This is a genomic window from Janthinobacterium sp. GW821-FHT03C10, assembly GCF_059420865.1.
Map to the genome: position 1 here is coordinate 487,769 of NZ_JBWKUN010000004.1, position 26,904 is coordinate 514,672.

At 65.3% G+C, this 26,904-nt stretch carries 20 protein-coding genes; 17 read left to right on the plus strand and 3 right to left on the minus strand.

The window, feature by feature from the left end:
• Positions 1–31 precede the first annotated feature (31 nt).
• Together xseA and AC07VH_RS16500 are read right to left on the minus strand one after the other, a co-directional pair.
• The gene (gene xseA / locus AC07VH_RS16495) at positions 32–1,393 is read right to left on the minus strand and encodes an exodeoxyribonuclease VII large subunit (RefSeq protein WP_494788696.1); all 1,362 of its coding nucleotides are present in this window, start codon (positions 1,391–1,393) and stop codon (positions 32–34) included.
• A gap of 316 nt (positions 1,394–1,709) precedes the next feature.
• Positions 1,710–1,841, minus strand: coding sequence for a hypothetical protein (locus tag AC07VH_RS16500; RefSeq protein WP_475415661.1), 132 nt, complete (start codon positions 1,839–1,841; stop codon positions 1,710–1,712).
• An 868-nt stretch (positions 1,842–2,709) separates the two neighbouring features.
• Here AC07VH_RS16500 and AC07VH_RS16505 point away from each other — a divergent pair.
• From AC07VH_RS16505 to AC07VH_RS16535, 7 genes are all read left to right on the plus strand, one after another.
• The gene (locus AC07VH_RS16505) at positions 2,710–3,315 is read left to right on the plus strand and encodes a MotA/TolQ/ExbB proton channel family protein (protein WP_070224614.1); all 606 of its coding nucleotides are present in this window, start codon (positions 2,710–2,712) and stop codon (positions 3,313–3,315) included.
• A complete protein-coding gene (locus AC07VH_RS16510; protein ID WP_494788697.1) occupies positions 3,312–3,755 on the plus strand; it encodes an ExbD/TolR family protein in 444 nt (147 codons plus the stop codon). Before AC07VH_RS16505 ends, AC07VH_RS16510 begins: the two co-directional genes overlap by 4 nt.
• A gap of 115 nt (positions 3,756–3,870) precedes the next feature.
• Positions 3,871–4,926, plus strand: a complete 1,056-nt coding sequence (gene lpxK / locus AC07VH_RS16515; RefSeq protein ID WP_489628478.1) for a tetraacyldisaccharide 4'-kinase — start codon at positions 3,871–3,873, stop codon at positions 4,924–4,926.
• Complete coding sequence (locus AC07VH_RS16520; RefSeq protein WP_010395789.1) at positions 4,907–5,083, plus strand: Trm112 family protein; 177 nt, start codon at positions 4,907–4,909, stop codon at positions 5,081–5,083. Before lpxK ends, AC07VH_RS16520 begins: the two co-directional genes overlap by 20 nt.
• A gap of 2 nt (positions 5,084–5,085) precedes the next feature.
• The gene (kdsB, locus tag AC07VH_RS16525) at positions 5,086–5,844 is read left to right on the plus strand and encodes a 3-deoxy-manno-octulosonate cytidylyltransferase (RefSeq protein WP_489628477.1); all 759 of its coding nucleotides are present in this window, start codon (positions 5,086–5,088) and stop codon (positions 5,842–5,844) included.
• Positions 5,845–6,119: 275 nt separating this feature from the next.
• Positions 6,120–6,776 (plus strand): adenylate kinase, encoded by a 657-nt coding sequence (gene adk / locus AC07VH_RS16530; protein ID WP_034782090.1) that lies wholly within the window; start codon positions 6,120–6,122, stop codon positions 6,774–6,776.
• Positions 6,777–6,955: 179 nt separating this feature from the next.
• The gene (locus AC07VH_RS16535) at positions 6,956–9,079 is read left to right on the plus strand and encodes a sodium-translocating pyrophosphatase (RefSeq protein WP_494788698.1); all 2,124 of its coding nucleotides are present in this window, start codon (positions 6,956–6,958) and stop codon (positions 9,077–9,079) included.
• 427 nt (positions 9,080–9,506) lie between these two features.
• Here AC07VH_RS16535 and AC07VH_RS16540 read toward each other — a convergent pair whose 3' ends face one another.
• On the minus strand, positions 9,507–11,564 hold the full coding sequence (locus tag AC07VH_RS16540) for a TonB-dependent receptor domain-containing protein (RefSeq protein WP_494788699.1): 2,058 nt from the start codon (positions 11,562–11,564) through the stop codon (positions 9,507–9,509).
• 275 nt (positions 11,565–11,839) lie between these two features.
• Here AC07VH_RS16540 and AC07VH_RS16545 point away from each other — a divergent pair, with 275 nt between their 5' ends.
• The 10 genes from AC07VH_RS16545 (at position 11,840) to AC07VH_RS16590 (ending at position 26,902) form a co-directional block, all read left to right on the plus strand.
• Positions 11,840–12,271: a hypothetical protein gene (locus AC07VH_RS16545; RefSeq protein ID WP_494788700.1), complete on the plus strand. Its 432-nt coding sequence runs from the start codon at positions 11,840–11,842 to the stop codon at positions 12,269–12,271.
• Between the two features lie 160 nt (positions 12,272–12,431).
• Positions 12,432–13,190 carry a 3-hydroxyacyl-CoA dehydrogenase gene (locus AC07VH_RS16550; RefSeq protein ID WP_494788701.1) on the plus strand — a complete coding sequence of 253 codons (759 nt, stop codon included), beginning with the start codon at positions 12,432–12,434 and terminating at the stop codon, positions 13,188–13,190.
• Between the two features lie 84 nt (positions 13,191–13,274).
• A complete protein-coding gene (gene ggt / locus AC07VH_RS16555) occupies positions 13,275–15,050 on the plus strand; it encodes a gamma-glutamyltransferase (RefSeq protein WP_494788702.1) in 1,776 nt (591 codons plus the stop codon).
• A gap of 40 nt (positions 15,051–15,090) precedes the next feature.
• Positions 15,091–16,260 carry a patatin-like phospholipase family protein gene (locus tag AC07VH_RS16560; RefSeq protein ID WP_034751717.1) on the plus strand — a complete coding sequence of 390 codons (1,170 nt, stop codon included), beginning with the start codon at positions 15,091–15,093 and terminating at the stop codon, positions 16,258–16,260.
• Positions 16,261–16,379: 119 nt separating this feature from the next.
• Positions 16,380–20,543 (plus strand): hybrid sensor histidine kinase/response regulator, encoded by a 4,164-nt coding sequence (locus AC07VH_RS16565; protein WP_494788703.1) that lies wholly within the window; start codon positions 16,380–16,382, stop codon positions 20,541–20,543.
• A gap of 85 nt (positions 20,544–20,628) precedes the next feature.
• Positions 20,629–21,336 (plus strand): response regulator, encoded by a 708-nt coding sequence (locus AC07VH_RS16570; RefSeq protein WP_475415650.1) that lies wholly within the window; start codon positions 20,629–20,631, stop codon positions 21,334–21,336.
• 217 nt (positions 21,337–21,553) lie between these two features.
• On the plus strand, positions 21,554–23,176 hold the full coding sequence (locus AC07VH_RS16575; protein WP_494788704.1) for an AMP-binding protein: 1,623 nt from the start codon (positions 21,554–21,556) through the stop codon (positions 23,174–23,176).
• Positions 23,173–25,575 carry a bifunctional salicylyl-CoA 5-hydroxylase/oxidoreductase gene (locus AC07VH_RS16580; protein WP_494788705.1) on the plus strand — a complete coding sequence of 801 codons (2,403 nt, stop codon included), beginning with the start codon at positions 23,173–23,175 and terminating at the stop codon, positions 25,573–25,575. The genes AC07VH_RS16575 and AC07VH_RS16580 overlap by 4 nt, the downstream gene beginning before the upstream one ends.
• Positions 25,576–25,594: 19 nt before the next feature.
• Positions 25,595–26,377, plus strand: a complete 783-nt coding sequence (locus AC07VH_RS16585) for an SDR family NAD(P)-dependent oxidoreductase (protein WP_494788707.1) — start codon at positions 25,595–25,597, stop codon at positions 26,375–26,377.
• A gap of 12 nt (positions 26,378–26,389) precedes the next feature.
• Complete coding sequence (locus AC07VH_RS16590; RefSeq protein WP_475415646.1) at positions 26,390–26,902, plus strand: MarR family winged helix-turn-helix transcriptional regulator; 513 nt, start codon at positions 26,390–26,392, stop codon at positions 26,900–26,902.
• The last annotated feature ends 2 nt before the right edge of the window (positions 26,903–26,904 follow it).

A 26,904-nucleotide genomic window follows, 5' to 3' on the forward strand; every position in this document is an offset into this window, starting at 1 on the left:
GGAGCTTCCCCGGCCTTTTTTATGCCGGCGCCTATTCCAGAGTTGCCTGCACGCTGGCGATGCCGATCTGCGCGCTGCCGTCGGCCAGGCGCACGTTGACGTTCTGGCGCGCCTGCAGCTGCGCCGGCGAGCGCACGATGTTTCCCTTTTCGTCGCGCAGGATGGCGTAGCCGCGCTCCAGGGTGCGCTGCGGATTCAACAGCTCCAGCTGCGCCGCCAGGCCGTCGAGGCGGTGGCGCCGCTGGCTGAGCAGCTGCGCCATGGAAGCGCCGCCGCGCCGCTGCATCTCCACCAGGCGCGCGCGCGGCGCCGCGACGTCGGGCCGCAAGGCGGCCCAGCGGCTGCGCAGGCGTTCCAGTGCGTACTGCGACTGGTTCACGGGCGCGCGCGCCGCGTGCGTCATGGCCGTGGACAGGGCCAGCAGCTGCAGGCGCTGCTGCCGCAGCTGCGCCTTCGGGTTGAGCAGGCGGCGGCTGTGGCGGTCCAGGGTCTGCGCCGCGTCGTCGAGGCGGCGGCGCATGGCGCGGCGCAGGTCGGCCGCATCGGCGCGCAAGGATGCCATCCAGTCGGCGCGCGGCGTGGCCGCCAGTTCGGCCGCCGCCGTCGGCGTGGCCGCGCGCAGGTCGGCCGCGAAGTCGGCGATGGTGAAATCCGTCTCGTGGCCCACGCCGCTGATCACGGGCATGGAACAGTCGGCGATCGCGTATGCCACGGCTTCATCGTTGAACGACCATAAATCCTCGATGCTGCCGCCGCCACGGCACACCAGCAGCACGTCGCACTCGGCCCTTGCTGATGCCGTGCGGATCGCTTGCGCGATCTTTTCCGGCGCCTGCTGGCCCTGCACGGGCGTGGGATACAGGATGATGGACACGTGCGGCGCGCGGCGCTGCAAGGCAATCAGCACGTCGCGCAGGGCCGCCGCCTGCGGGCTGGTGACGATGCCGATGCTGCGCGCGAACATGGGGATGGCGCGCTTGCGCTCCTGGTCGAACAGGCCCTGCGCGGCCAGCTTTTCCTTCAGGCGCTGGAACGCTTCGTACAGGGCGCCCACGCCGGCGCGGCGGATGGCTTCCACGTTGATCTGGTAATCGCCGCGCGCGCCGTACAGGGTGACGAGGGCGCGCACTTCGACCTTGTCGCCTTCGCGCGGCGTGAAGCCCGCGTACTGGGCGCGGCCGCGGAACATCACGGCGCGCACCTGGGCGCCATCGTCCTTCAGGGTGAAATACCAGTGGCCGGAGGCGGCGCGCGTGAAGTTGGAAATCTCGCCGGCGATCCAGGTCAGGGGAAACGAGCGCTCGAGCAGGCGCGCGACGGCCTGGTTCAGGGCGCTGACGGTCAGCACGGGCGGGGCGGCAAAGCCGCTGTCAGTCGGGGTGTCGGTCATCATAAAGCTGGGGGCGGGAAGGGAACTGTCCACATATTATCGGCGAGGTCATGCTTATGTCATATATCGTGCAAAACAACAAGATCTATTTCTAAGTAATTGATTTCATGATGAATTCCCGTATGCCTGATTTGCGTGCACAGGGAAAAAATCCTTTAATATCAAGCACATCAGTGCCGCCCCTTCCACTTACGCACAAAGTTATCCACAGAAAGTGTGCGGAACTTTTTGCCTTGGACAAACGTTAGCGGAGCGGCTCCTTTATTCCCATAAAAGTGCCTTGCTACATTTTTGCGCAAGGAAATAAAGTGCATAGGAATCAAGCGCTTAGTATGCCATGCATGGCCTTGCGCACAATCTTATCCACAAAAAATGTGCAGAACTCCCGCGCGGCGCTGGATTTATCCACCGGAATGCCCACGGCATGGCTTGCCTGAATTTTGCGCAGCATGAAAATAGCCATATAGATCAAGGGTCTAGCGTTCGACCGTGCGCCTTGCTCACAATCTTATCCACAGAATATGTGCAAAACCGCATAAACCGTTTCGTCTTTTCCTGGTGTTTTCCACGGCGCGAGCAGGCGCTTGCGCTGCCTTATTTTTCAGCATCGAAAAAAACTCCTTTAAAATCAATGCTCTTGCGTGGAGTCAATCGGCTTGCTCACAATCTTATCCACACTTTATGTGTGGAACTGCCTTCTCGGTGGAAAACTGTCTTTTTGCCGTGAAATGTGATGCTGAAAAGCGTGCTTTTCCGCCCTTGCTACATTTTTATGCAAGGCAATAAAAACGATATAAATCAATGTACTTAGCGCCTATCTTTGAGCTTGCGCACAATCTTGTCCACAGATTGTGTGCAGAACTTTGACGCTCCATCTGCCGCCGATTACGCGCTGCCTGCCACTTTTTTGCGCATCGACTTAATTTTCTTTAAAATCAATGACTTAATTGAATTTCACGGCTTTGCGCACAATCTTGTCCACAGTAAATGTGCAGAACTCTGCAAGTATTAATTTATTGACATTGACTACTGTCGATAAGCTGCTATGCCTGTATTTTGCGCAGCGCGATAATTCCCATGCAAATCAAGGGCTTGCATGCTGGACTTCATGCTTGCTCACAATCTTATCCACACAAAATGTGCAAAACTGTGCGCCGGCAGCGTGCTGGGGACAAGTGCCATGCAGGCGCCACTTGCCGCCGGCGCGGCAACGCGCTACATTGCGCCATTCCCGCGCGGACGTACAATCGGTCTTCGGCGCTCGGTACAATACAGGCTGTCCAGGCGGTCCATCGCCTTCCCTTTATCAGGAGTTTCTTTTGCTCGCTATATTTCAAGCCGCTGGCTGGCCCATCTGGCTGTTGTTGATCGCTTCCATCGTCGCCCTGGCCCTGATCATCGAGCGCCTGCTGTATTTGCGACGCGCCAAGATACTGCCACGCAAGCTGTTCGATGAAGTGGTGCAGGTATATCGCAGCGGCAAGATCACGCCGGACACGGTGGCCAAGCTGGAAGACAATTCGCCGCTGGGCGTGGTGCTGGCCGCCGCCCTGCGCAACGTCGACGCGCCGCGCGAGGTGATGAAGGAATCGATCGAAGAGGCGGGCAGCGGCGTGGCCCACACGCTGGAACGTTTCCTGACGACCCTGGGCACCATCGCCACCCTGGCCCCGCTGATGGGCCTGTTCGGCACGGTGGTGGGCATGATCGAAATCTTCGGCTCGCAAAACGCCAGCGGCTCGAATCCCGCCCAGCTGGCGCACGGTATCTCGGTGGCCCTGTACAACACGGGCTTCGGCCTGGCCATCGCCATGCCGACCCTGGTCTTCTACCGCCATTTCCGCGCCCTCGTCGACAGCTTCGTCATTGACATGGAGCAGCAAGCAGTCAAGTTCGTCGACATCGTCCACAGTGGCCGCAAATGAACTTCCGCAAAGGCAAGGGGCGTGAAGACCCCGAAATCAACCTGATCCCGTTCATCGACGTGCTGCTGGTGATCCTGATCTTCCTCATGGTCAGCACCACCTACAGCAAGTTTACGGAGCTGCAGATCACCTTGCCGACGGCCGATGCCGAGCAAGCCAAGGACAAGCCGCAACAGATCGACGTCACCGTCGATGCCAAGGGCAATTACACGGTCAACCGCGAACCCATATCGTTCCGCGACGTGGCCGGCCTGGCCGACGCCCTGCAGGACGCGGCGAAAGCGGCCAACGGCGGCAAGGCGCCCGCGCAGACGCCCGTGGTGGTGGTCAACGCCGACCAGTTCGCCATGCACCAGATGGTCATCCACGTGATGGAAGCGGCGCGCCTGGCCGGCTATGAAAAGCTGACGTTCGCGGCGCAGGCGGGCGGCAGCAAGTAGGTCGGCGCTTAGCCGGAACGGCGTAAGCCGACACAAGCCGCAGCCGAGCATGTCGGATTACGCTGCGCCTGGCGGCGCGGCTAATCCGACCTACACCATTTTTACGTCTTCCTTCATGCCCACATCCTCCCCCGCCAAGCTTGAAACCACATTCACCCGCGCCTGGTTGTCGCGCGGCCCGCTGGCGTGCGCGCTGTGGCCCGTTTCCCTGCTGTTCGGCGCCCTGAGCGCCATCCGGCGCGGCCTGTATCGCGCCAACATCATCAAATCCGCGCGCCTGCCCGTGCCCGTCGTCGTCGTCGGCAATATCTTTATCGGCGGCACGGGCAAGACGCCGCTGACGATCTGGCTGGTGCAAGCCTTGCGCGAGGCGGGCATGCGCCCGGGCGTCATTTCGCGCGGCCATGGCAGCGCCGACCGGCTGCCGCGCGCCGTCACCGCCGCGTCCACGCCGCAGCAGGTGGGCGATGAGCCGCTGCTGATCTTCCAGCGCGGCGGCTGCCCCGTGATGGTGGGGCGCGACCGCGCGCAGGCGGGCAGGGCGCTGCTGGCCGCGCATCCGGACGTCGACGTGCTGGTGACGGACGACGGCTTGCAGCATTACGCCTTGCGGCGCGACGTGGAAATCGTGCTGTTCGACGGCCGCGGCGCGGGCAACGGCTGGCTGCTGCCGGCCGGCCCGCTGCGCGAACCGCCGCGCCGCCGGCGCGACGTGACGGTGATCAACGCGCCCGCGCTGGCGCCGGCGCTGGTGGACCAGGTCGCGCCCAAGGGCGGCCTGGTGGTGCAGATGCGGCTCGATGGCGATGTGGCCGAACGCTTGACAGACCGCAACGAGCGCGTGCCGCTAACAAACCTGGCGGCCGGCGGCCAGCGCATCGTGGCGGCGGCCGGTATCGGCAACCCCCGGCGTTTCTTTGCCATGCTGCGCGGAGCCGGATTGGACTTTGCGGAACTGCCCTTGCCCGACCATCACGACTTTCTCGACCAGCCATTCGCCGCCCTCGACACGGATGTGATCTTGATCACCGAGAAGGATGCAGTAAAATGTGCGCAAATTGAATATCTCAAAGATGACCCGAGACTGTGGGTCGTCCCCGTCAGTGCGCGCATCGATAGCGCGCTGGCCCAACAAATTGTGGAGAAATGTCGTGGACGCTCGACTGCTTGATATCCTGGTCTGCCCTGTTTGCAAGGGTCCGCTTGAACACGATAAGAAGGCGCAGGAACTGATTTGCCGCGCCGACCGCCTCGCCTATCCTATCCGCGATGGCATCCCCATCATGTGGGCGGACGAAGCGCGCACCCTGCAAGACGCAGTGGAATAACGATGGCGTTCATCGTCATCATCCCGGCCCGCCTGGCTTCGACGCGCCTGCCGAACAAGCCGCTGGCGGACCTGGGCGGCAAGCCCATGGTGGTGCGCGTGGCCGAGCAGGCAGCCCTGTCCGGCGCCGCGCGCGTCATCGTCGCCACCGACCATGCATCCATCCGCGACGCCTGCGCCGCGCATGGCGTGGAAGTGTGCATGACGCGCAGCGACCATCCGTCGGGCACGGACCGCATCGCCGAAGTGGCGCGCACGCTCGATCTGCCGCCGGACGCCGTCGTCGTCAACCTGCAGGGCGACGAACCGCTGATCGACCCGGCCCTGCTGGCCGCCTGCGCGGCGCAGATCAGCGCCGCCGTCCCCATGGCCACGTGCGCCCATCCGCTGCACGAGGTGCTTGAGGCCTTCAATCCGAACGTCGTCAAGGTGGTGCTGGACAAGGCAAACCGCGCCTTGTATTTTTCGCGCGCCACCATCCCCTGGCACCGCGACGGCTTCGCCCAGTCCCGCGAGAACCTGCCGCAAGGCTACGTGCCGCTGCGCCATATCGGCCTGTATGCGTACAGCAATGCATTTTTGCAAACGTACCCCACGCTCTCCGCTTCGCCGCTGGAAGCGATCGAGGCGCTGGAGCAGCTGCGCGTGCTGTGGCATGGCTATGCCATCGCCGTGCATGTCACGGACTCGGCCCCGGCCGCCGGCGTGGACACGCCGGAAGATCTTGCCAGAGTACAGGCGCACTACCAGCACGCCACCTGAGAAAACACCCATGGCTGCCTTGCCCTGGACGTGTTTCAGGTGCCGTGCGTGCGCGAGAAAAATTTTATGCGGGGCCTGCCACAAAAAACCACATTTTGAAACACCTGCTTCGCTAATTGTTGGCTTTGATCAATCAGGGCATAGCAATTCGACAGCAAACTGGCGCTTCGGGGATTTTTTGTGGTAAGTTTCGTAGGGAAAGATAGCCATAGCAACATCATCTAAAAATAATTACACATACCACCATCCAAAATCTGTTTTTTAGGAACTTTTCAATGCGTCTGATACTTTTAGGAGCACCCGGTGCCGGCAAGGGCACCCAAGCTAACTTCATCAAAGAAAAATACAATATTCCACAAATCTCCACGGGCGACATGCTGCGCGCGGCGATCAAGGAAGGCACCGAACTGGGCCTGGCAGCGAAAAAGGTCATGGATGCGGGCGGCCTCGTGTCGGACGACATCATGATCGGCCTGGTCAAGAACCGCCTGCAGGAAGCCGATTGCGCCAATGGCTACCTGTTCGACGGCTTCCCGCGCACCATCGCGCAAGCGGACGCCATGAAGGATGCCGGCATCAATGTCGACTACGTGCTGGAAATCGACGTGCCTGACGCGTCCATCATCGAGCGCATGGACGGCCGCCGCAGCCACCCGGGTTCGGGCCGCGTCTACCACGTCAAATTCAATCCGCCCAAGGTCGACGGCATCGACGACATCACGGGCGAGCCGCTGATCCAGCGCGACGACGACAAGGCGGAAACGGTCAAGAAGCGCCTGGACGTGTACCACAACCAGACCAAGGTCTTGCTCGGCTACTACAACGACTGGGCCAAGTCCGGCCTGCCGGGCGCGCCGAAATACCGCCGCATCGCCGGCGTCGGTCCGGTCGAGCAAATCCGCGACAGCGCATTTGCCGCCCTGGCGGAATAAGCAGTGTTTGAAAAGCGGACCTGAGTGTCCGCTTTTTTTGTGCCCGCGCTTCAGGCGGGCGCCGTATCGTTTTCGTGGTTCAGTTTTTTTGCAGGTCGTGTTTTCCTGGCTGCGCGTGCCTACCCGGTGCGGTCTGCAGCTGTCGGCAATGACGTCGGATAAAAACAGAAGGGGACGATATGGCAGCCAGTTTGTGGTTTGCGGTAGCCTGCGGCGTGGTCGCAGTCATCTATGGTTTGGTGTCGCGTAGCTGGATCCTGCGCCAGGATCCCGGCAACGCGCGCATGCAGGAAATCGCGCTGGCCATCCAGCAGGGCGCGGCCGCCTATCTGGCGCGCCAGTACCGCACCATCGCCATCGTCGGCGTGGTGCTGCTGATCGCCATCTATGTGCTGCTTGGCCTGCACACGGCGCTGGGCTTCCTGATCGGCGCCGTGCTGTCGGGCGCCTGCGGCTTCATCGGCATGAATGTCTCGGTGCGGGCCAATGTGCGCACGGCGCAGGCGGCCACCCTGGGCATCAACCAGGCTTTGAGCGTGGCCTTCAAGGGCGGCGCGATCACGGGCATGCTGGTCGTCGGTCTGGGCTTGCTGGGCGTGACCCTGTTCTACTGGCTGCTGGTGAAGACGGGCGCGCCCGGCCTGACCCAGCATGACCTGATCAAGCCTCTGATCGGCCTGGCCTTCGGCGCCTCGCTCATTTCCATCTTCGCGCGGCTGGGCGGCGGCATCTTCACCAAGGGCGCCGACGTGGGCGCGGACCTGGTGGGCAAGGTCGAGGCGGGCATTCCCGAGGACGATCCGCGCAACCCGGCCGTCATCGCCGACAACGTGGGCGACAACGTGGGCGACTGCGCCGGCATGGCGGCCGACCTGTTCGAAACCTATGTCGTGACCCTGATCGCCACCATGCTGCTGGGCGCGCTGCTGATGGCCGAAGCCAGCAGCACGGCCATCCTCTATCCGCTGCTGCTGGGCGCCGTTTCCATCCTCGCCTCCATCGTCGGCTGCTCGATGGTCAAAACGGCGCCCGGCAAGAAGATCATGTCGGCCCTGTACACGGGCCTGTGGTGGGCGGCCGGCCTGTCGCTGGTGGGCTTTGCCGTGGTCACGTGGCTGCTGTGGCCCGACGACGCCATGCGCTACAAGATGCTGGGCGCCACCGTCGTCGGCATCGTGCTTACGGGGCTGATGGTGTACATCACCGAGTACTACACGGGCACGGACTTCAAGCCCGTGCGCCATATCGCCGAAGCGTCGACGACGGGCCACGGCACGAATATCATCGCCGGCCTGGGCGTGTCGATGAAGTCCACCGCGTATCCGGTGCTGGCCGTCTGCATCGCCATCCTCGTGTCGTACCAGCTGGCGGGCCTGTACGGCATCGCCATTGCGGCCACCTCGATGCTGTCGATGGCGGGCATCATCGTCGCGCTCGACGCGTACGGCCCCATCACCGATAACGCGGGCGGCATCGCGGAAATGTCGGGCTTGCCCGACTCCGTGCGCGCCATCACCGATCCTCTGGATGCCGTCGGCAACACCACCAAGGCCGTCACCAAGGGCTACGCCATCGGCTCGGCTGGCCTGGCCGCGCTGGTGCTGTTCGCCGACTACACGCATGCGCTCGAATCCGTGGGCCAGCACATCACGTTCGACTTGTCGAACCCGATGGTCATCGTCGGCCTGTTCATCGGCGGCCTGATTCCCTACCTGTTCGGCGCCATGGCGATGGAAGCCGTGGGCCGCGCGGCCGGCGCCGTGGTGGTCGAGGTGCGCCGGCAGTTCCGCGATATCAAGGGCATCATGGAAGGCACGGCGCGGCCCGAATACGACAAGGCCGTCGACATGCTGACGGCATCGGCCATCCGTGAAATGATCGTGCCGTCGCTGCTGCCCGTGGTGGTGCCCATCGTCGTGGGCATGCTGCTGGGGCCGGCGGCGCTGGGCGGCCTCTTGATGGGAACGATTGTGACGGGTCTGTTCGTGGCCATTTCCATGACCACGGGCGGCGGCGCCTGGGACAACGCCAAGAAATACATCGAGGATGGCCATTTCGGCGGCAAGGGTTCCGACGCGCACAAGGCGGCCGTCACGGGCGACACGGTGGGCGACCCGTACAAGGACACGGCGGGTCCTGCGGTGAACCCCTTGATCAAGATCATCAATATCGTGGCCCTGCTGCTGGTGCCGCTGCTGCCGGCCACGGGCTGGCTGGCCGTGGCCGCGCCGGCACCCATCCACGCGCCCGCGCCGCCCATTCTGGCGCCGGCCACGCCGGCGCAGGTCTTGCCGGCGCAATAAAACCCGTGCCATCTCAAACAGCCCCGTGTCACGGGGCTGTTTCACGTCTTGCACATCAAAATTTCCTGGTTTTCATATCGTTCGGGCGGGGCTGGTACGGCGGCCCGTGGTACCGCTATCCTTACGGACGCACGGTCGTGGTGCCGCCGCTGTCCGTCACGCCTCCCGTGTATGTCGAACAGGGCGGGGTGCCGACGGCGCCGATGTGCTAATACTGCCGCCATCCGCAAGGCTATTTTCCCTACGTGACCAGTTGCACGCTGCCGTGGCGCCGGCGTGGGAGCGGGCGCGGCCGACAGTTCCGCGTACGGCATGCAGCGCCGCGATGACTACGCCTACCACTGTATGCGAGCGGCCACAAGGTGTCCGTCGCCGGGCGGATGCGCAGCAGCGTGCCGGCGAATGCCGCCACGCCGCCGCCCCGTGATTAGAACCGCGAGGTCAGGCCGACGAACATGCGCCGTCCCGGCACGTAGTAGTCGACCAGGCCGTCGGCCATCGGACCTTTCTTGAACAGATTTTGCACGCCGCCGCGTACCGTCCACTGGGGCGTGACCTTGTACGACACGACGGTGTCGACGATGGTGTAGGCTTTGTCGGCCAGCTTGCCCGCGTCGAGTTCCTTGCCCGTGTACTGGGCCGACACTTCGCCGAACAGCTGGTCGTTGACTTGCCAGCCCAGCGCCGAATACCACGACAGCTTCGGCGTCGACAGCAGGTTGGCGCCCGTGGTCAGGTTTTTCGCTTCCGCCATGTAGGTGACGTTGTTACGCCAGTCCAGGTTTTTCGTCAGCGGGATGGTGGCCGTCGCTTCCAGGCCGCTCGTGCGCGCCTTCTGGATATTCGTCATCTTGGTCCACCAGCGCTTCTGGTAGAAACCCAGCGGCGCATAGTCGATCTTGTTCTTGAAATCCGTGTGGAAGTACGTCAAGCCGACGTCCCAGCCATTCTGTTCCCACGCCACGCCGATCTCGCCGGCCGTGCTCGTTTCCGGCTTCAAGTCCGCATTGCCGGCCATGTAGCAGCCGCCCGTGACATAGCCCAGGGGCTTGAGGCTGCCGCAACCGCGTCCGCCCGACTGGGTGGCCGCCGCCGGCGAGTTTTCCTTCAGGCTCGGGGCGCGGAAGCCTTGCGATACGCCGCCCTTGATGGTCCAGGCGGGAGCAGGGTGGTACACGAGGTACAGGCGCGGGCTGTAATGGTTGCCGAACTTGCTGTGGTGGTCGAGGCGCAGGCCGGCCGTGGCCGTCAAGTTGTCGCGCAGGAACAGCTGGTCTTCCGCAAACAGGGCAGAGGTGGTGCCGGACAGGGTGGCGCCGCTGACGGGCTTGCCCAGGTAATCGGTCGGCACGGTGCCGATGGTGTCCGTATTCGTCAATTCCTGGTGCTTCCACTGGCCGCCCATCACCAGCATCTGCTCGATGCCGCCCCAGCCGACGCGCTTTTCCAGGCTGGCGTCGAGCGTGCTGTCCTTGGATTTCGCGATCGTGCCGACGACTTCGTTGTCGAAATCGTTGTGATACAGGTTCACCACGGCCTTGCCGAAGTCCCAGCGGCCCTCATAGCCGATGCTGGCGCTCTTGCGTATCAGCTTGCTCGCGCCCCAGGCGCCGAACAGTGGGTAGCCGTCCGCGTCGAGCGTGGTCGAATCCGTCGATTGCTGCTTGCCGTAGCTGGCGTCCAGCGACAGGTTCTGCTTCTTGTCCAGCGCCCAGTTCAGCTGGCCCGAGACAGTCTGGTTGCGTTCGCCGCCGATGCCGCCCGATTTGCCGATGGCCTTTTCGTCGGGATTCTGGCGCGTCTGGCCCACGCCCAGGCGCATGCCCACCGTGTCCGACAAGGGACCGGCCAGGTTCAGGCCCAGCTGGTGCGCCGTGCCGCGGCCGCTGTCTTGCGGCTGCGTGTAGTTGGCCGTGGCCGAGCCGTTCCACTTGCCCGGCACCTTGCGCGTGATGATGTTGATCACGCCGCCCATGGCGTCCGAGCCGTACAGCGAGGACATGGGTCCGCGCACCACTTCGATGCGCTCGATCATGTCGGGCGAGATCCAGTTCAAGTCCTGGCGGCCCAGGTCGGGACGGTAGGCCGTGTCGGCCGAGCTGCCCACGCGCTTGCCGTCGACGAGTATCAAGGTGTATTTGTCGGGCAAGCCGCGCAGCTTGATCTTCGATTCCTCGCCCACCGGGCTGGTGCCGCCCGTCACGCCGGGGATGCGGCGCAGCAAGGTATTCAGGTCATACACGGGCTGGCGCTCGATTTCCTCGCGCGTGATGACGCTGATGCTGGCCGGCGCATCCTTGATGTCGATGGCCGTGCCCGATGCCGTGACCACCACCGTGTTCATGGTCGGATCGGCGGCCGCATTGCCTTCGGCCCAGGCGCTGCCGACGGCCAAGGACAGCAGGCAGGGCAGGAGCAGGGTGGCGCAATGGATGGGGCGGGCGGGCGTAACAGGATGAATGAATGCGGGACTACGCTGGATCATGGTGAACTTTCCGGATGTTGTTATTTCCTGGCTGCCTTCCGGGTGGCTCGGGTATGAATGAAAAGATAGTAAATTGCGCTCGAATTCCGCTAATGAGAATAAGAATCGTTCTTATTGTAATGCCATCCTGGCAAGAAGGAAAGTGCTGAAAGGAAATAAAACACCGTTGCAGCATGTGCGTGGCAGCCGCAGACGTGAGAGTGTTGCCCTCGCTGGCATTTGGCGCGGCGTGTGCCAATAATGAAAGCGGTAGGATCGATGCTTGGAGAGGGGGTATGAAGAAGATTACAAAAACCATGCTGGCGCTGGCCGGCGCCCTGCTGCTCGCTGGCGGCCATGCCTGGGCACAGGAGCCGGCGGCGTCCGATGAACTGCCCGTGTGCCGGCTCGACCCGCGCGACAGCAGCAAGCTGGCCGTGGAACCGTGCCGCCCGGCGCCGCCCGTGCAGCCGCGCCGCGCCGTGGCGCAGGTGATCGGCCGCATGCCGGCGCAGCCGGCGCCTCCCATTGTGCCCATGGCGCCCATGGCGCCCCTGCCGCCCGGCCCGGCCGTGCCGATGCCGCGCACGCCGCAGCCCATCGGCGCATGCGACACGGGCGGCTGCCGCGATGCCGCCGGCGCGCGCTACAACGGCGCGGGCAACGCCACGCTCGATGCGAACGGTCGCATCTGTCACCGCAATGGCGCTTTCATGCAGTGTTTTTAAGCTTGCCAGTCGCCGGCGCTGCAAGTTTTCGCTCGGTGACGGCAAAAATGGCTACAATTGTCGCCGACATTACGTTTACGTAAACGTAATAGCGTAATAATGGCATTGTGCATCAACCATCAGGCGCCGGGAACACGGCCCTTATCACTCAGGAGATTTCATGCAGATTCAGGACAATGTATTCATCATCACGGGCGGCGCATCGGGTTTGGGCGCGGCCACGGCGCGCATGGTGACGGCCGCTGGCGGCAAGGTCGTGCTGGCCGACGTGCAGACGGAGGCGGGCCAGGCGCTGGCCGCTGAGCTGGACGGCGTGTTCGTGCAGTGCGACGTGACGTCGGAAGAGGACGGCCTGGCCGTGGTGGCCGCGGCTACCAAGCTCGGTACCTTGCGCGGCCTGGTCAACTGCGCCGGCGTGGCGCCGGCCGTGAAGACCGTGGGCAAGGATGGCCCGCATCCGCTGGCCCTGTTCCAGAAGGTCGTCAACATCAACCTGGTGGGCACCTTCAATATGTGCCGCCTGGCGGCCGACGCCATGGCGAAACAGGACGCGACGGCGGAAGGCGAGCGCGGCATCATCATCAACACGGCTTCCGTGGCGGCCTATGATGGCCAGATCGGCCAGGCGGCCTACGCCTCGTCGAAGGCGGCCGTGGTGGGACTGACCCTGCCGATGGCGCGCGACCTGTCGCGCAACGGCATCCGCGTGATGACGGTGGCGCCCGGCATCTTCGAGACGCCCATGCTGCTGGGCATGCCGGCCGAAGTGCAGGATGCGCTGGGCAAGATGGTGCCGTTCCCTTCGCGCCTGGGCAAGCCCGGCGAATACGCGCAGCTGGTGCAAGCCATCGTGGAAAACGTCATGCTCAATGGCGAAACGATCCGCCTGGACGGCGCCATCCGCATGCAGCCCAAATAAGCGTGGCGTGATTTGATGTAGGATACCCCCGTATGGGGCGTACAGCCTTGCTCGGCTGTGCGCCCTTTTTTTATCGGAGAAACCATGATCGCATTGAAGCCGCTGGCCCTGAGCCTGACCTTGCTGGGAGCCCTCGCTGCCAGTCCCGTATTTGCCGAAGTGCCGCAGAAGGCGCCGGAAATCGCCACCGCGTATGCGGAAAAAAGTGGCTGGGCGGCGCAGAAATTCATGGTCGCCGCCGCCAATCCGCTGGCCGCCGATGCCGGCTACCAGATGCTGAAGAAGGGCGGCAGCGCCATCGACGCGGCCATCGCCACGCAGCTGGTGCTCACCCTGGTCGAGCCGCAATCGTCGGGCATCGGCGGCGGCGCCTTTTTGCTGTACTCCACGGCCAAGGGCGTGCAGGCGTTCGACGGGCGCGAAACGGCGCCTGCCGCCGCCGATGAGCACCTGTTCCAGAATGCGGACGGCAGCCCCGTCTCGCGCGCCACGGGCGTGGTGGGTGGGCGTTCCGTGGGCGCGCCGGGCGTGCTGCGCATGCTGGAGCTGGCCCACAAGGAGCATGGCAAGCTGCCGTGGGCGACCCTGTTCGGCCCCGCCATCAAGCTGGCGCACGGCGGCTTTCCCGTCAGCCAGCGCCTCAACGGCCTGTTGACCTGGGACCAGGCCCTGAAGCGCGACCCCGTCGCCGCCGCGTATTTCTATGACGGCGAGGGCAAGGCCTGGCCCGTCGGCCACGTGCTGAAGAACCCGCAGCTGGCGCGCACCCTGCGCGAAATCGCCCGCGGCGGCGCCGACGCCTTTTACAACGGCCGCATCGCGCGCGACATCGCCGCCAAGGTGGCGTCGCACCCGAGCAACCCGGGCAAGCTGACGGCGGCAGACATCGCCGGCTACCGCGCCAAGGTGCGCGAGCCCGTCTGCAGCGACTACAAGGCCTGGACCGTATGCGGCATGCCGCCGCCATCGTCGGGCGGCATCGCCATCGCGCAGATGCTGGGCATGCTGGAAGTGAAGGACATCCGCCCGTATGCGCCCGTCGACGGCGTGCTCGATGCGCAGGCGATCCACCTGTTTTCGGAAGCGGGGCGCCTGGCCTACGCGGACCGCAACCGCTACGTGGCCGACACGGACTTCGTGCCGCTGCCGGGCAAGGGCATCGCCTCGATGCTCGACAAAACCTACCTGGCGCAGCGCGCCGCCCTGATCGGCGACAAATCCATGGGTAAAGCCTTGCCCGGCACGCCGCCCGGCATGCAGGTGGCGTGGGGCATGGACAACGCCTTGCAGCGTCCGTCGACGTCGCACCTGGTGGCCGTGGATGCTTTTGGGGGCGGCCTGTCGATGACCACCAGCGTGGAAGACGCGTTCGGCTCGCGCCAGATGGTCGATGGCTTCCTGCTGAACAACCAGCTGACGGATTTCTCGTTCGATTCGCGCGATGCCGATGGCCCCATCGCCAACCGGGTCGAGGCGGGCAAGCGTCCGCGCAGCGCCATGTCGCCCACCCTCGTGTTCGAGAAGGGCACGCACAAGCTGGTGCTGGCGACGGGCTCGCCGGGCGGCTCGTCCATCATCAACTATGTCGCCAAGGTCCTGGTCGGCACCATGGACTGGGGCTTGAATGTGCAGCAGGCGATCAGCCTGCCGAACTTCGGCAGCCGCAACGGTCCGACGGAACTGGAAAAGGGCCGCGCGCCGGCCGCCCAGGTCGAGGCGCTGCAGGCGATGGGTCACGAGGTGCGCGTCATCGAACAGAATTCCGGCTTGCAGGGCATCATGCGCCTGCATGCGCATGGCAAGGATTTCTGGTTTGGCGGGGCGGATCCGAGAAGAGAAGGGATGGTCCGAGGCGACTAAACTTTTCCACAAAGCATCAAGACCCTGCTAATCTGCCGGCATGGGAATGCAAAATAAAACAGGCTTGATACTCACGGGAGGGGGCGCCCGTGCCGCCTACCAGGTGGGCGTGCTGCAGGCGATTTCGGCGATTCTGTGGGAAGCGGGCTGGGCGCCGGCGCGCAACCCGTTCGATATCATTTGCGGCACCTCGGCCGGCGCCATCAATGCCACGGCGCTGGCCTGCCGTGCCGACAACTTCGGCGAAGGCGTGCAAAAGCTACTCGATGTGTGGCAGCACATCGAGGTCGAGCAAGTGTACCGGGCCGATTCGCTGGGCGTGATCCGCTCGGGCGCGCGCTGGCTGTCCTTGCTGTCGTTCGGCTGGCTGCTGCGCCAGTGGCATGCGTCGCCGCCCAGTTCCCTGCTCGACAATACTCCGCTGGTCAGCCTGCTGCACCGCATGCTCGACCTGCCGCGCCTCGATGCTGCCCTGGCCGACGGCCTGCTGCATGCGCTGGCCGTGACGGCGTCGTCGTACTCGGGCAGCCGCCACATGACGTTTTACCAGACGGCCGAGGATATCGCGCCATGGGTGCGCACGCAGCGACTGGCCTTGCCGGACCAGATCGGCGTGGAGCACTTGCTCGCCTCGGCCGCCATCCCTTTCATTTTTCCCGCCGTGCCCCTGTACGTGGGCGGCCAGCGCGAATACTGCGGCGACGGTTCCATGCGCCAGCTGGCGCCCATCTCGCCGGCCATCCACCTGGGCGCGAACAAGGTGCTGGTGGTGGGCGCGGGGCGCATGACGGAACCGGCACCGGCCGCCTCCGAAGCGGCGCGCTACCCGAGCCTGGCACAGATCGCCGGCCACGCGCTGTCGTCGATCTTCCTCGATGGCCTGGCCGTCGACATCGAGCGCCTGAACCGCATCAACCTGACCCTGTCGATGCTGCCGCCCGAGTTGCTGGGCAAGACGGCCTTGCGGCCTGTGGAATTGCTGGTCATCGCTCCGTCCGAGCGGCTCGACGCCATCGCCAGCCGGCATATCGGCAGTTTGCCGCGTCCCATCCGCACCATGTTGTCGGGTATCGGCGCGGCCGAAGCGCGCGGCGCGGCGCTGGCATCGTATTTATTGTTCGAATCGACGTATACTAACGAGCTGATCCGTCTTGGACAGCGCGATACGCAGGCCCGCAAGGACGATGTACTGGCGTTTTTTGGTTCTTGAGACGGCCCCCGGAACAGTTGCGGGAGTTTTCGCGTTTTTTTGACAGGACGATTGTGCAGGTATTTCGACGTGTTTTCGATGTTGCCTTACTGTTAATTCTGCTGCTGGGCGGTCCGGCCATGGCCGCGCCTGCGCCCACCCTGCGCTTCGACCAGCTCAGTGTCGACCAGGGCCTGGCGCAGGAATCGGTACTGGCCATCGCCCAGGACCGGCAAGGCTATATGTGGTTCGGCAGCCAGTCTGGCCTGAGCCGCTACGACGGCTACCGCATGGTCGTCTACAAGAATATCGAGGGCGACAAGACCAGCCTGGCCGATAACTGGGTGGGCGAGCTGCATGTCGATAGCCAGGGCCAGCTGTGGGTGGGCACCGACAATGGCCTGGACCGCTTCGACGCCGCCAGCCAGACCTTCATCCACTACGTGCCGGCCGAAAAGAGCAAGCGCGGCAACGGCAACCGGCATATCCACGCCATCCTCGACGATGGCGCGCGCGGCTTCTGGATCGCCACCTCGGACGGCTTGCAGCATTTCGACCCCGCCACAGGCGTCTTCCGCACCTGGCACCATGAAGAAGGCAACCCGCACAGCCTGGGCGACAATGAAATCAAGGCGCTGGCGCTGGACGCGCAACGGCGCCTGTGGATCGGCACGGTCACGGGGCTGGACATGCTGGCGCCGGGCAGCGAGCGCTTCGAGCATTTCGCCGTCGATGCGATGCCCGGCTCGAAATACAACGTGATCCAGTCGCTGCTGGTCGACCGCCAGCAGAATCTGTGGATCGGCACCATGGCCGGCGCCGAGCGCTGGCGCCTGGGCGGCGCCGGCCAGCCGCCGCAGGCGCGCGTGCGCCTGAGCGAAAAACAGGGTTTTTCCGCCATCCGCGTGGCCAGCCTGTACCAGGACGTCGACGCCACCGTCTGGCTGGGCAGCAATGCCGATGGCCTGTTCCGCTGGCTGCCCGACAGCGACACCTTCCTGCAGTACCGGCACCAGACGGGCGACAAGTTCAGCGTCGCCGACAACCAGCTGTCGTCCTTGTACCGCGACCGCGCCGGCACTTTCTGGGTCGGCTCCTGGTACAACGGCGTGAGCCGGGTCGACCTGGGCAGCGGCGGCTTTGCGCGCATGGCGCGCGCGCCCGGCGACGTGGGCGCGCTGGCGGACAAGAAAGTGCGGGCCGTCGCCGACGCGGGCAATGGCAAGCTGTGGCTGGCCACCAAGGGCGGCCTGAAACTGTACGACACGCGCGACGGCAGCTCGCGCCTGTTCGACCTGCGCAGCTCGCCCGGCATGTCGCGCGACGAGCAGATCACCACCCTGTACAAGGGGCCGGACGGCACCCTGTGGGTGGGCGGCTCGACCGGCTTGCACCGCTTCGATCCGGCGCTGGAACGCTTCTTCACCATGCGCTTTGCCGCCGGCGACCCGAACAGCGACACCATCCGCAATGTCGTGAGCGACCGCAGCGGCATGCTGTGGGTCTCGACGCGGGGCGGCGTGCACCGTTTCGACCCCGTGAGCAAACGCTTCACCACCTACCGCCACGATCCGGCCGACCCGAACAGCCTGTCCGACAACATGGTGCGGCCCGTGCTGGAAGACGGCAAGGGACGGCTGTGGATAGGCTCCTTCCACGGCCTGGACTTGCTGGACCGCGCCAGCGGCCGCTTCCGCCATTTCCGCCACGATCCGCAAGACCCGCATAGCCTGAGCCACGACGAAGTGCATTTCCTGCACGAAGACAAGCGCGGCGTGCTGTGGGTGGGCACGGCCAACGGCTTGAACCGCATGGACGTCGACGCCAAGGGCGGGATCCGCTTCCGGCGCTTCCTGCGCAAGGATGGCATGGCCGACGATGCCGTCGCCAGCATCCTCGGCGACGACAATGAACAGCTGTGGCTGAGCACCAACAGCGGCATCACGCGGCTCGACATGCGCAGTGGCCTGTTCCGCAACTACGACAGCGCCGACGGCACGGTGGAAGGCTCGTACTTCGATGGCGCGGCCTTGCGCGCGGCGGACGGGACCATGTATTTCGGCGGCTTCAACGGCATGACGGCGTTCGTGCCGCAGGATATCCACGACAACCGCGTGCCGCCGCTGGTGGCCATCACGGAACTGCAGATCTTCAACAAGCCGGTGGCCATCGGCCGCGGCGAGTTCGCGCACGTGCTCGGCACGGCGATCGACCATACGCGCAAGCTCGTGCTGACCAGCCGCGAAAGCGTCTTTTCGCTGGAATTCGCGGCCCTGCATTTCGCCGCGCCCCAGCGCAATATGTTCGCCTACCGGCTCGAAGGCTTCGACCAGGACTGGGTCATGACGGATGCGGGGCGGCGCTTTGCCACTTACACCAACCTCGATGCGGGCGACTACGTGTTTCGCGTCAAGGCGGCCAACAAGGACGGCGTGTGGAACGAGAGCGGCGCCACCCTGGCCATCACGATCCTGCCGCCGTTCTGGAAGACCTGGTGGTTCCGCACCCTGATGGCGGCGCTGCTGCTGGGCGCCGTGTACGTCGCCTACCGTCAGCGCGTGCGCGCGCTGCGGCGCCAGCAGAACGAGCTGGAAAAACTGGTCGGCGAACGCACGGCCGAGTTGCAGAGCAAGGAAATCGAAGTGCTGGCCCAGTCGGAAAAGCTGGCGCAAGTGAACAGCAGCCTGACGAAAAACGAGGAAAGCCTGCGCCAGGCCAAGCGCAAGGCCGAGGATGCGACGCGCCAGAAGTCGGAATTCCTGGCCAACATGAGCCACGAGATGCGCACCCCGCTGGCCGGCGTCATCGGCATGCTGGGCTTTGCCCTGCGCGACGAGCAGCTGCACGACGCCACGCGCGAGCAGATCCTGCGCGGCCAGGCCAATGCCCAGTCGCTGCTGGTGATCATCAATGACCTGCTCGATTTTTCCAAGATCGAGGCGGGCAAGCTGAGTATCGAAAACATCGACTTCGCGCTCGGCGCGGCCATCGAGACGGTCGTCAGCCTGTTCGAGGAGCAGGCGGCCGCGCGCAGCATCGGTTTCTCCATCGATTTCGCGCCCGACCTGCCGCCCTTCGTGGTGGGCGACCCGACCCGCTTGCGCCAGGTGCTGGTCAACCTGGTCGGCAATGCTTTCAAGTTCACCCAGCGCGGCGGCGTCAGCGTGTGCGTCGAGCGGGCCGGCGTGGCCAGCGGCAGCGGTGGACGCCGTGTCAACCTGATCCGCTTTAGCGTCAGCGACAGCGGCATCGGCATCGATGCGGACGCGATGGCGCGCCTGTTCCAGAAGTTCGAGCAGGCCGACGCCAGCACCACGCGGCGCTACGGGGGCACGGGGCTGGGCCTGGCGATCTGCCGCCAGCTGGTCGAACTGATGGAAGGCGAGATCGAGGTGGCCAGCACGCCGGGGCAGGGCAGCACGTTTGCCTTCACCTTGCCGCTGGCCGACGGCGTGGCGCCGCCGCTGGTGCCGCAGGTGGCGCTGGCGCCGCACAGCCACCAGTTGCGCGTGCTGTGCGCGGAAGACTTCCCCACCAACCAGATCATCATCCGCGTCATGCTCGAGGAACTGGGACACCGGGTCGACGTGGTCGCCAACGGCATGCTGGCGGTGGCGGCTTGCGTGCACACGCGCTATGACCTGATCCTGATGGACGGGCGCATGCCGGAAATGGACGGCGCCACGGCGACGCGTCTGATCCGCGTGGGCGGCTGGCCGGACCAGCCCGTGCGCGACCAGGAACTGATGATCGTGGCCCTGACGGCGAACGCCAGCGAAGAAGACCGCGGCCGCTACCTGGGCGTCGGCATGGACGATTTCCTCAGTAAACCCGTGGACGAAGCGGCGCTGCATGGCTTGCTGGCGCGCGCCATCGAGCGCCAGCTGCAGCGCGGGTTCATGTTGCCGCGCATGCCGTCGAACGCGCCGCGCGCTAGCGCGCGGGGGCAGGCCGAACTCGACGCCCTGTTCGGCATCGCGCCGGCCATCCCCGCCGTCGCGCCTGCGCAATCCGGCCGCGGCGGCGAACTGCAGCGGCGCATCCGCGTCGCCTTCGTCGCCGACCTGGAGGGGCGCTTGCGCGAACTCGACGACGCCCTGGCCGCGCAGGACAGCGACAACGCCGGGCGCCTGCTGCACGGATTGAAGGGCAGCGCCGCCTATCTCGATGAAACGCAGTTGCACATGCTGTGCACGGAAATGGAGGAGGCGGCGGACGGCGGGCGCTGGACCCAGGTGGCCCTGCATTTGCCGCAATTGCGCACACTGTTGGCGCAAATAGCCGTTTCGGGCAAGAAAATGTAAAATAGGCAATGCCGGCCATCGGGCGCGCGGCGAAACTGGGTAGAATACGGCCAGGCCCCTGACGCCGCCGGCAATGGAGAACGCAATGAAAGTACTGGTGGTTGACGACGATGTCGTGTCGCGCATGGTATTGATGCATCTGATCGACAGCTGCGGCGTGCACGATATCGTGGAAGCCGAAGATGGCGCGGCGGCGTGGGAGCAGCTCGAAGGCGGCTTGCGCCCCGCGCTGTGCTTCTGCGACCTGCGCATGCCGCGCCTGTCCGGCATGGAGCTGCTGCAGAAGATCCGCTCCGACAGCGCGCTCGATGCCATGCCGCTGGTGCTGGTCTCGTCGGCGAATGACCACGACACGGTGCGCGACGCCGTGCAGGCCGGCGCCGCCGGCTATATCGTCAAGCCTTTCCAGCCGGAGCAGGTGCGCCAGCATATCGACGCCTGCTTCGACGTCTCGGCCTTGCCGGCCGAGGCGCCGCGCGACACCTTGCAGCGCCTGGGTATCGACGGCGAACGCCTGCTGGCCTATCTGACGGGCTTTCAGGGACAGATAGTCGCCGCCAGCGAACAGGTCGACGCCTTGCTGGCGCGCGGTGAACCGGCGCAGGCGCGCCAGCAGCTCGAACGGCTGCACCTCGGTTGCCGCACCCTGGGCTTGCACGGCGCGGAAGCCGGCATGAGCGCGCTGCTGCAGTCGGCGGTGCTCGATGGCGAGCAGATGCAGGCTGCCCTGGCCGCGCTGGCGCGCAGCGCGGCGCAGCAGGCGCGTTTGCTGCGCCAGGACGGCGCCGACTGATACACCATAACAAAACCTACTGCGCGTCGTGATTTGCGGCTTCCGATGCTCACTGTGCATCCGCACAGCTCCGCTTCTCGGCCACAACTCCCATCCGCTCGCTACGGTTTTGTTAGGTGTGTTGAAATTGCTGTTTCTGCTTGCTGGAAAAATACTTTAGGTTTAAAGTATCTGCTTCCGGGCCTTGTGCACGCGCCCGCCACCAGCCAGGATGAGCATGAGCAGCGACCCTTCGCCTACCACCGCATCTCCCCAGGATGATTTTGCGCGCGCGCACCTGCCGCCGCGCGCACTCTGGCCGCAGCTGTGCCTCGACTTGCCCGGGCTGCAGTATCCGGCGCGTCTCAATTGCGTCGCCGCGCTGCTTGATGCGGCCGTGGCCAACGGCGGCGGCGGCGAGCGCACCGCCATCCTTGCCGACGGCCAGCGCTGGAGCTACGCCGAGCTGGCGCGCCAGGTCGACCGCATCGGCCACGTGCTGCACGCCGACCTGGGCCTGATCCCCGGCAACCGCGTGCTGCTGCGCGGCGCGAATACCCCGATGATGGCCGCCTGTCTGCTGGCCGTGCTGAAGGCCGGCTGCATCGCCGTGCCCACCATGCCGCTGCTGCGCGCGCGCGAACTGTCCACCATCCTGACCAAGGCGCAAGTCAATGCGGTGCTGTGCGCGCAGGGCCTGCGCGGGGAGCTCGACGGCTTGCCCGGCCTGCCGGCCATGCTGTGCTTTGGCGCCGCCGATGCGGAACTGGAACGGCGCATGGCGGCCCACGATGCGCCATTTCCCGCGCACGACACGGCGGCCGACGACGTCTGCCTGATCAGCTTTACCTCGGGCACGACGGGCGTCCCCAAAGGCACCATGCATATGCACCGCGACCTGCTGGCCATCTGCGACTGCTTTCCCCGTTCCATGCTGCAGGTGCGCGCCGACGACATCTTCATCGGCACGCCGCCGCTGGCTTTTACTTTTGGCCTGGGCGGCCTGCTGCTGTTTCCCCTGCGTTTTGGCGCGGCCACCGTGCTGCTGGAAAAACTCACGCCCGAGACCCTGCTGCGGGCCATCGGCGCCTATCAAGCCACCATCTGCTTCACGGCGCCCACCTTTTACCGCCAGATGGCGCCCCTGGCGGCCAGTTACGACTTGCGCAGCCTGCGCTTGTGCGTGTCGGCCGGCGAAGCGCTGCCGCTGGCCACGCGCGACGCCTGGCAGGCGGCGACGGGACTGGCCATGACGGACGGCATCGGCGCCACCGAAATGCTGCACATCTTCATTTCCGCCACGGGCGAGGGCATCCGCCGCGGCGCCATCGGCAAGGCCATTCCCGGCTACCAGGCGTGCATCGTCGACGATGCGGGCGTGCCGCAGCCGCCCGGCGTGACGGGCCGCCTGGCCGTAAAAGGCCCCACCGGCTGCCGCTACCTGTCCGACCCGCGCCAGCGCGAGTACGTGCAGAACGGCTGGAACCTGACGGGCGACACCTTCGAGATGGATGCCGACGGCTATTTCTATTACCGCTCGCGCAGCGACGACATGATCGTCTCGGCCGGCTACAACATCGCCGGCCCGGAAGTGGAAGAGGCGCTGCTGCGCCATCCTGCCGTGGCCGAATGCGGCGTGGTCGGGCGCGCCGATGCCGAGCGCGGCCAGATCGTCGAGGCGCACATCGTGCTCAAGGAGGGCTGCCAGGCCAGCGACGCGCTGGCGGCCGAACTGCAGGACTTCGTGCGCCAGCAGATCGCCCCGTATAAATACCCGCGCGCCATCCATTTCCTGCCTGCGCTGCCGCGCACGGAAACGGGCAAGCTGCAGCGCTTCAAACTTCGCACGGACACCCCATGAATATCGTCTGTATCGGCGGCGGCCCCGCCGGCCTGTATTTCAGCCTGCTCATGAAAAAGCAGAATCCGCATCACCGCATCACCGTCATCGAGCGCAACCGCCCGTACGACACGTTTGGCTGGGGCGTGGTGTTTTCCGACCAGACCCTGGGCAACCTGGCCAACGCGGACGAGCCGACGGCGCGCGCCATCCTGCAGGCGTTCAACCATTGGGACGATATCGAGATCCACTTCAAGGGCGAGACCGTGCGCTCGGGCGGCCATGGCTTTTGCGGCATCGGCCGCAAGCGCCTGCTCAATATCCTGCAGGCGCGCTGCGAGGAACTCGGCGTGCAGCTGGTGTTCGAGACGGAAGTGCGGGACGACCAGGCGATCGCGCGCCAGTACGGCGCCGACCTGGTGATCGCCAGCGACGGCTTGAACAGCCGCATCCGCACGCGCTATGCGGCCAGCTACCAGCCCGAGATCGACCAGCGCCATTGCCGCTTCGTCTGGCTGGGCACGCGCAAGAAATTCGAGGCGTTCACGTTTGCCTTCCGCCAGACGGAATTCGGCTGGTTCCAGGCGCATATCTATCAATATGACGGCGAGACATCGACCTTCATCGTTGAAACGCCCGAACACGTGTGGCGCGCCGCGGGGCTCGATAGCATGAGCCAGGAAGAGGGCATCGCCTTTTGCGCAGCGCTGTTCGCCGAGGAACTCGACGGCCATGAGTTGCTGAGCAATTCGCCGCATTTGCGCGGCTCGGCGCAGTGGATCACCTTCCCGCGCATCGTCTGCCGGCAATGGGTGCACCGCCAGGACGGTGTGCCCGTCGTGCTGATGGGCGACGCGGCCCACACGGCGCATTACTCGATAGGCTCGGGCACCAAGCTGGCGCTGGAAGACGCCATCGAGCTGGCGCGCTGCTTCGCCCAGCATGGGGATAGCGCCGCTGCGCTTGCCGCCTACCAGCAGCTGCGCGCCATCGAGGTGCTGAAGATCCAGAGCGCGGCGCGCAATTCCATGGAGTGGTTTGAAAATGTCGAGCGCTACAGCGCCATGGAAGCGCCGCAGTTCGCCTATTCGATGCTCACGCGCAGCCAGCGCATCTCGCATGAAAACCTGCGCCTGCGCGATCCCGCCTACGTGGCCGATTATGAGTCGTGGCTGGCGCGGCGCGCGGGCGAGCAGGCCGGCGTTGTATTTCCGCAAGAACCTTTGCCGGATCAGGCCGTGCCGCCCATGCTCACGCCCTTCCGGCTGCGCGGCGTGCTGCTGAAAAACCGCATCGCCGTCTCGCCGATGGCGCAGTACAGCGCCGTCGACGGCGTGGCGGGCGACTACCATCTGATGCACCTGGGCGCGCGCGCCATGGGCGGCGCCGGCCTGGTGTTTGCCGAGATGACGTGCGTCTCGGCCGACGCGCGCATCACGCCCGCCTGCCCCGGCATGTACAGCGAGGCGCACACGCAGGCCTGGCGGCGCATCGTCGATTTCGTGCACGCGAACAGCGATGCGAAGATCGCCCTGCAGCTGGGCCACGCGGGGGCGAAAGGCTCGACGCGGCCCATGTGGGACGGCATCGACCTGCCGCTCAAGGATGGCAACTGGCCTTTGACCTCGGCCTCGGAGCAGCAGTATCTGGCCGGCGTGTCGCAAACGGCGCGGGCGGCCACGGAAAACGACCTGGCGCGCATCGAGCACGACTTCGTGCGCGCCACCCTGGCCGCCGCCGTCGCCGGTTTCGACTGGCTGGAACTGCATTGCGCGCACGGCTATCTGCTGTCGAGTTTTATTTCGCCGCTGACCAACCGCCGCACGGACGAGTATGGCGGCAGCCTGGAAAACCGCTGCCGCTATCCGCTGCGCGTGTTCCGCGCCATGCGCGCGGCCTGGCCGCAGGATAAACCGATGAGCGTGCGCATCTCGGCCCACGACTGGGTCGAAGGCGGCATCACGCCAGACGATGCGGTCGTCATCGCGCGCCTGTTCAAGCAGGCCGGCGCCGACCTGATCGACTGTTCCTCGGGCCAGGTCAGCAAGCTCGAACAGCCGGTCTACGGGCGCATGTTCCAGGCGCCGTTCGCCGACCGCGTGCGCAACGAGGCAGGCATCGCCAGCATGGCCGTCGGCTCGATCTTTGAAGCGGATCACGCCAACAGCATCATCGCCGCCGGGCGCGCCGACCTGTGCGCCGTGGGCCGCCCGCACCTGGCCAACCCGGCCTGGACCCTGACGGAAATGGCGCGCATCGGCTACAGCGGCGCAGGCGCTGGGAAAGGCGCAGCCTGGCCGAAACAGTACCGGCTGGGCCAGCAGCAGCTGGAACGCAATCTGCAGCGCGAGCGCCAGCTGGCCGCCGCCAACACGGGCCTCACCCCGCAACAGGTGGCCGCGCGGCTGCTGGAAGGATGACATGAGCAAGGAAGCATTGATGGACGCATTATCAGGAAAGCATGCGCTGGTGACGGGCGCCGGCAGCGGCATCGGCCTGGCCTGCGCGGGCGCCTTGCTGGACGCGGGCGCCAGGGTCACCCTGGCCGGGCGCGATGGCGCGCGGCTGGCGCGCGCGCGCATGCAGCTGGAAGAGGCGGGCCATGCGGGTCGGGTGGCCATCTGTGTGCTCGACGTGGCCGTGGAAGCATCCGTGCAGGCGGGCTTCGCGCAGGCCGCCGCGCATTTCGGCCGCATCGATATATTGATCAATAACGCGGGCCAGGCGCATGCGGCTCCTTTCGGCAAGACGGATGCCGCCATCTGGCAGCAGATGCTGGCCGTGAACCTGACGGGCGTGTTCCACTGCTGCCAGGCGGCCATGCCGGCCATGCTGGACGCGGGCTGGGGGCGCATCGTCAACGTGGCGTCGACGGCGGGCTTGAAAGGCTATCGTTACGTCAGCGCCTATGTCGCCGCCAAGCATGGCGTGATCGGCCTGACGCGCGCACTGGCGCTGGAAGCGGCGCCGCGCGGCGTCACCGTCAACGCCGTCTGCCCCGGCTACACGGAAACGGACATGGTGGCGCAGGCCGTGCAGAACATCGTGCGCAAGACGGGGCGCGGCGAAGACGCGGCGCGCGCGGAACTGGCCGCTGCCAATCCGCAGCAGCGGCTGGTGCAGCCGCGCGAAGTGGCCGATGCGGTGGCGTGGCTATGCCTGCCCGCGTCGGCCGCCATGAATGGACAATCGATCGCCGTCGCCGGCGGCGAAGTCATGTAGACAATGGATAAAATGGATAATCAACGCGACCTCCAGCAGGCAGAACCCGTGCTGGACCTGGCCAGCCGGCTGACGCAGGACCACCACCAGTCGCTCAAGCTGTGGCTGCGCATGCTCTCGTGCACGGTGAAAATCGAGAACGAGGTGCGCACGCGCTTGCGCGCCACCTTCGGCATCACCTTGCCCCGCTTCGACTTGATGGCGCAGCTGGAACGCTTTCCCGATGGTTTGCGCATGGGCGAGCTGTCCAGGCGCATGATGGTCACGGGCGGCAATATCACGGGCATCACCGACCAGCTGGAGCAGGAAAAATTGGTGGCGCGCGTGGTCGACCCGAAAGACCGCCGCTCGTACAGCGTCAAGCTGACGCCGGCCGGCCGGCGCGCCTTCGACGAGATGGCGCGCGTGCATGAGGGCTGGATCGCCGAATTGCTGCACGGCGTGACGCCGGACGACAAAAACCAATTGATCGACCTGCTGTCGCACATGAAGCAGCAGCTGAATAACACCTCAATAAAGGACTGAGC

Excerpts from the sequence above, each read along its gene's own strand:
- ggt (WP_494788702.1), top strand. The coding sequence starts at position 13,275 with ATGATCGCATTGAAGCCGCTGGCCCTGAGCCTGACCTTGCTGGGAGCC.
- adk (WP_034782090.1), top strand. The coding sequence starts at position 6,120 with ATGCGTCTGATACTTTTAGGAGCACCCGGTGCCGGCAAGGGCACCCAA.
- xseA (WP_494788696.1), bottom strand. The coding sequence starts at position 1,393 with ATGATGACCGACACCCCGACTGACAGCGGCTTTGCCGCCCCGCCCGTG.
- AC07VH_RS16545 (WP_494788700.1), top strand. The coding sequence starts at position 11,840 with ATGAAGAAGATTACAAAAACCATGCTGGCGCTGGCCGGCGCCCTGCTG.
- AC07VH_RS16580 (WP_494788705.1), top strand. The coding sequence starts at position 23,173 with ATGAATATCGTCTGTATCGGCGGCGGCCCCGCCGGCCTGTATTTCAGC.
- AC07VH_RS16535 (WP_494788698.1), top strand. The coding sequence starts at position 6,956 with ATGGCAGCCAGTTTGTGGTTTGCGGTAGCCTGCGGCGTGGTCGCAGTC.
- AC07VH_RS16570 (WP_475415650.1), top strand. The coding sequence starts at position 20,629 with ATGAAAGTACTGGTGGTTGACGACGATGTCGTGTCGCGCATGGTATTG.
- lpxK (WP_489628478.1), top strand. The coding sequence starts at position 3,871 with ATGCCCACATCCTCCCCCGCCAAGCTTGAAACCACATTCACCCGCGCC.
- AC07VH_RS16565 (WP_494788703.1), top strand. The coding sequence starts at position 16,380 with ATGGCCGCGCCTGCGCCCACCCTGCGCTTCGACCAGCTCAGTGTCGAC.
- kdsB (WP_489628477.1), top strand. The coding sequence starts at position 5,086 with ATGGCGTTCATCGTCATCATCCCGGCCCGCCTGGCTTCGACGCGCCTG.
- AC07VH_RS16590 (WP_475415646.1), top strand. The coding sequence starts at position 26,390 with ATGGATAATCAACGCGACCTCCAGCAGGCAGAACCCGTGCTGGACCTG.
- AC07VH_RS16500 (WP_475415661.1), bottom strand. The coding sequence starts at position 1,841 with ATGCTGCGCAAAATTCAGGCAAGCCATGCCGTGGGCATTCCGGTGGAT.
- AC07VH_RS16560 (WP_034751717.1), top strand. The coding sequence starts at position 15,091 with ATGGGAATGCAAAATAAAACAGGCTTGATACTCACGGGAGGGGGCGCC.
- AC07VH_RS16540 (WP_494788699.1), bottom strand. The coding sequence starts at position 11,564 with ATGATCCAGCGTAGTCCCGCATTCATTCATCCTGTTACGCCCGCCCGC.
- AC07VH_RS16575 (WP_494788704.1), top strand. The coding sequence starts at position 21,554 with ATGAGCAGCGACCCTTCGCCTACCACCGCATCTCCCCAGGATGATTTT.
- AC07VH_RS16550 (WP_494788701.1), top strand. The coding sequence starts at position 12,432 with ATGCAGATTCAGGACAATGTATTCATCATCACGGGCGGCGCATCGGGT.
- AC07VH_RS16510 (WP_494788697.1), top strand. The coding sequence starts at position 3,312 with ATGAACTTCCGCAAAGGCAAGGGGCGTGAAGACCCCGAAATCAACCTG.
- AC07VH_RS16585 (WP_494788707.1), top strand. The coding sequence starts at position 25,595 with ATGGACGCATTATCAGGAAAGCATGCGCTGGTGACGGGCGCCGGCAGC.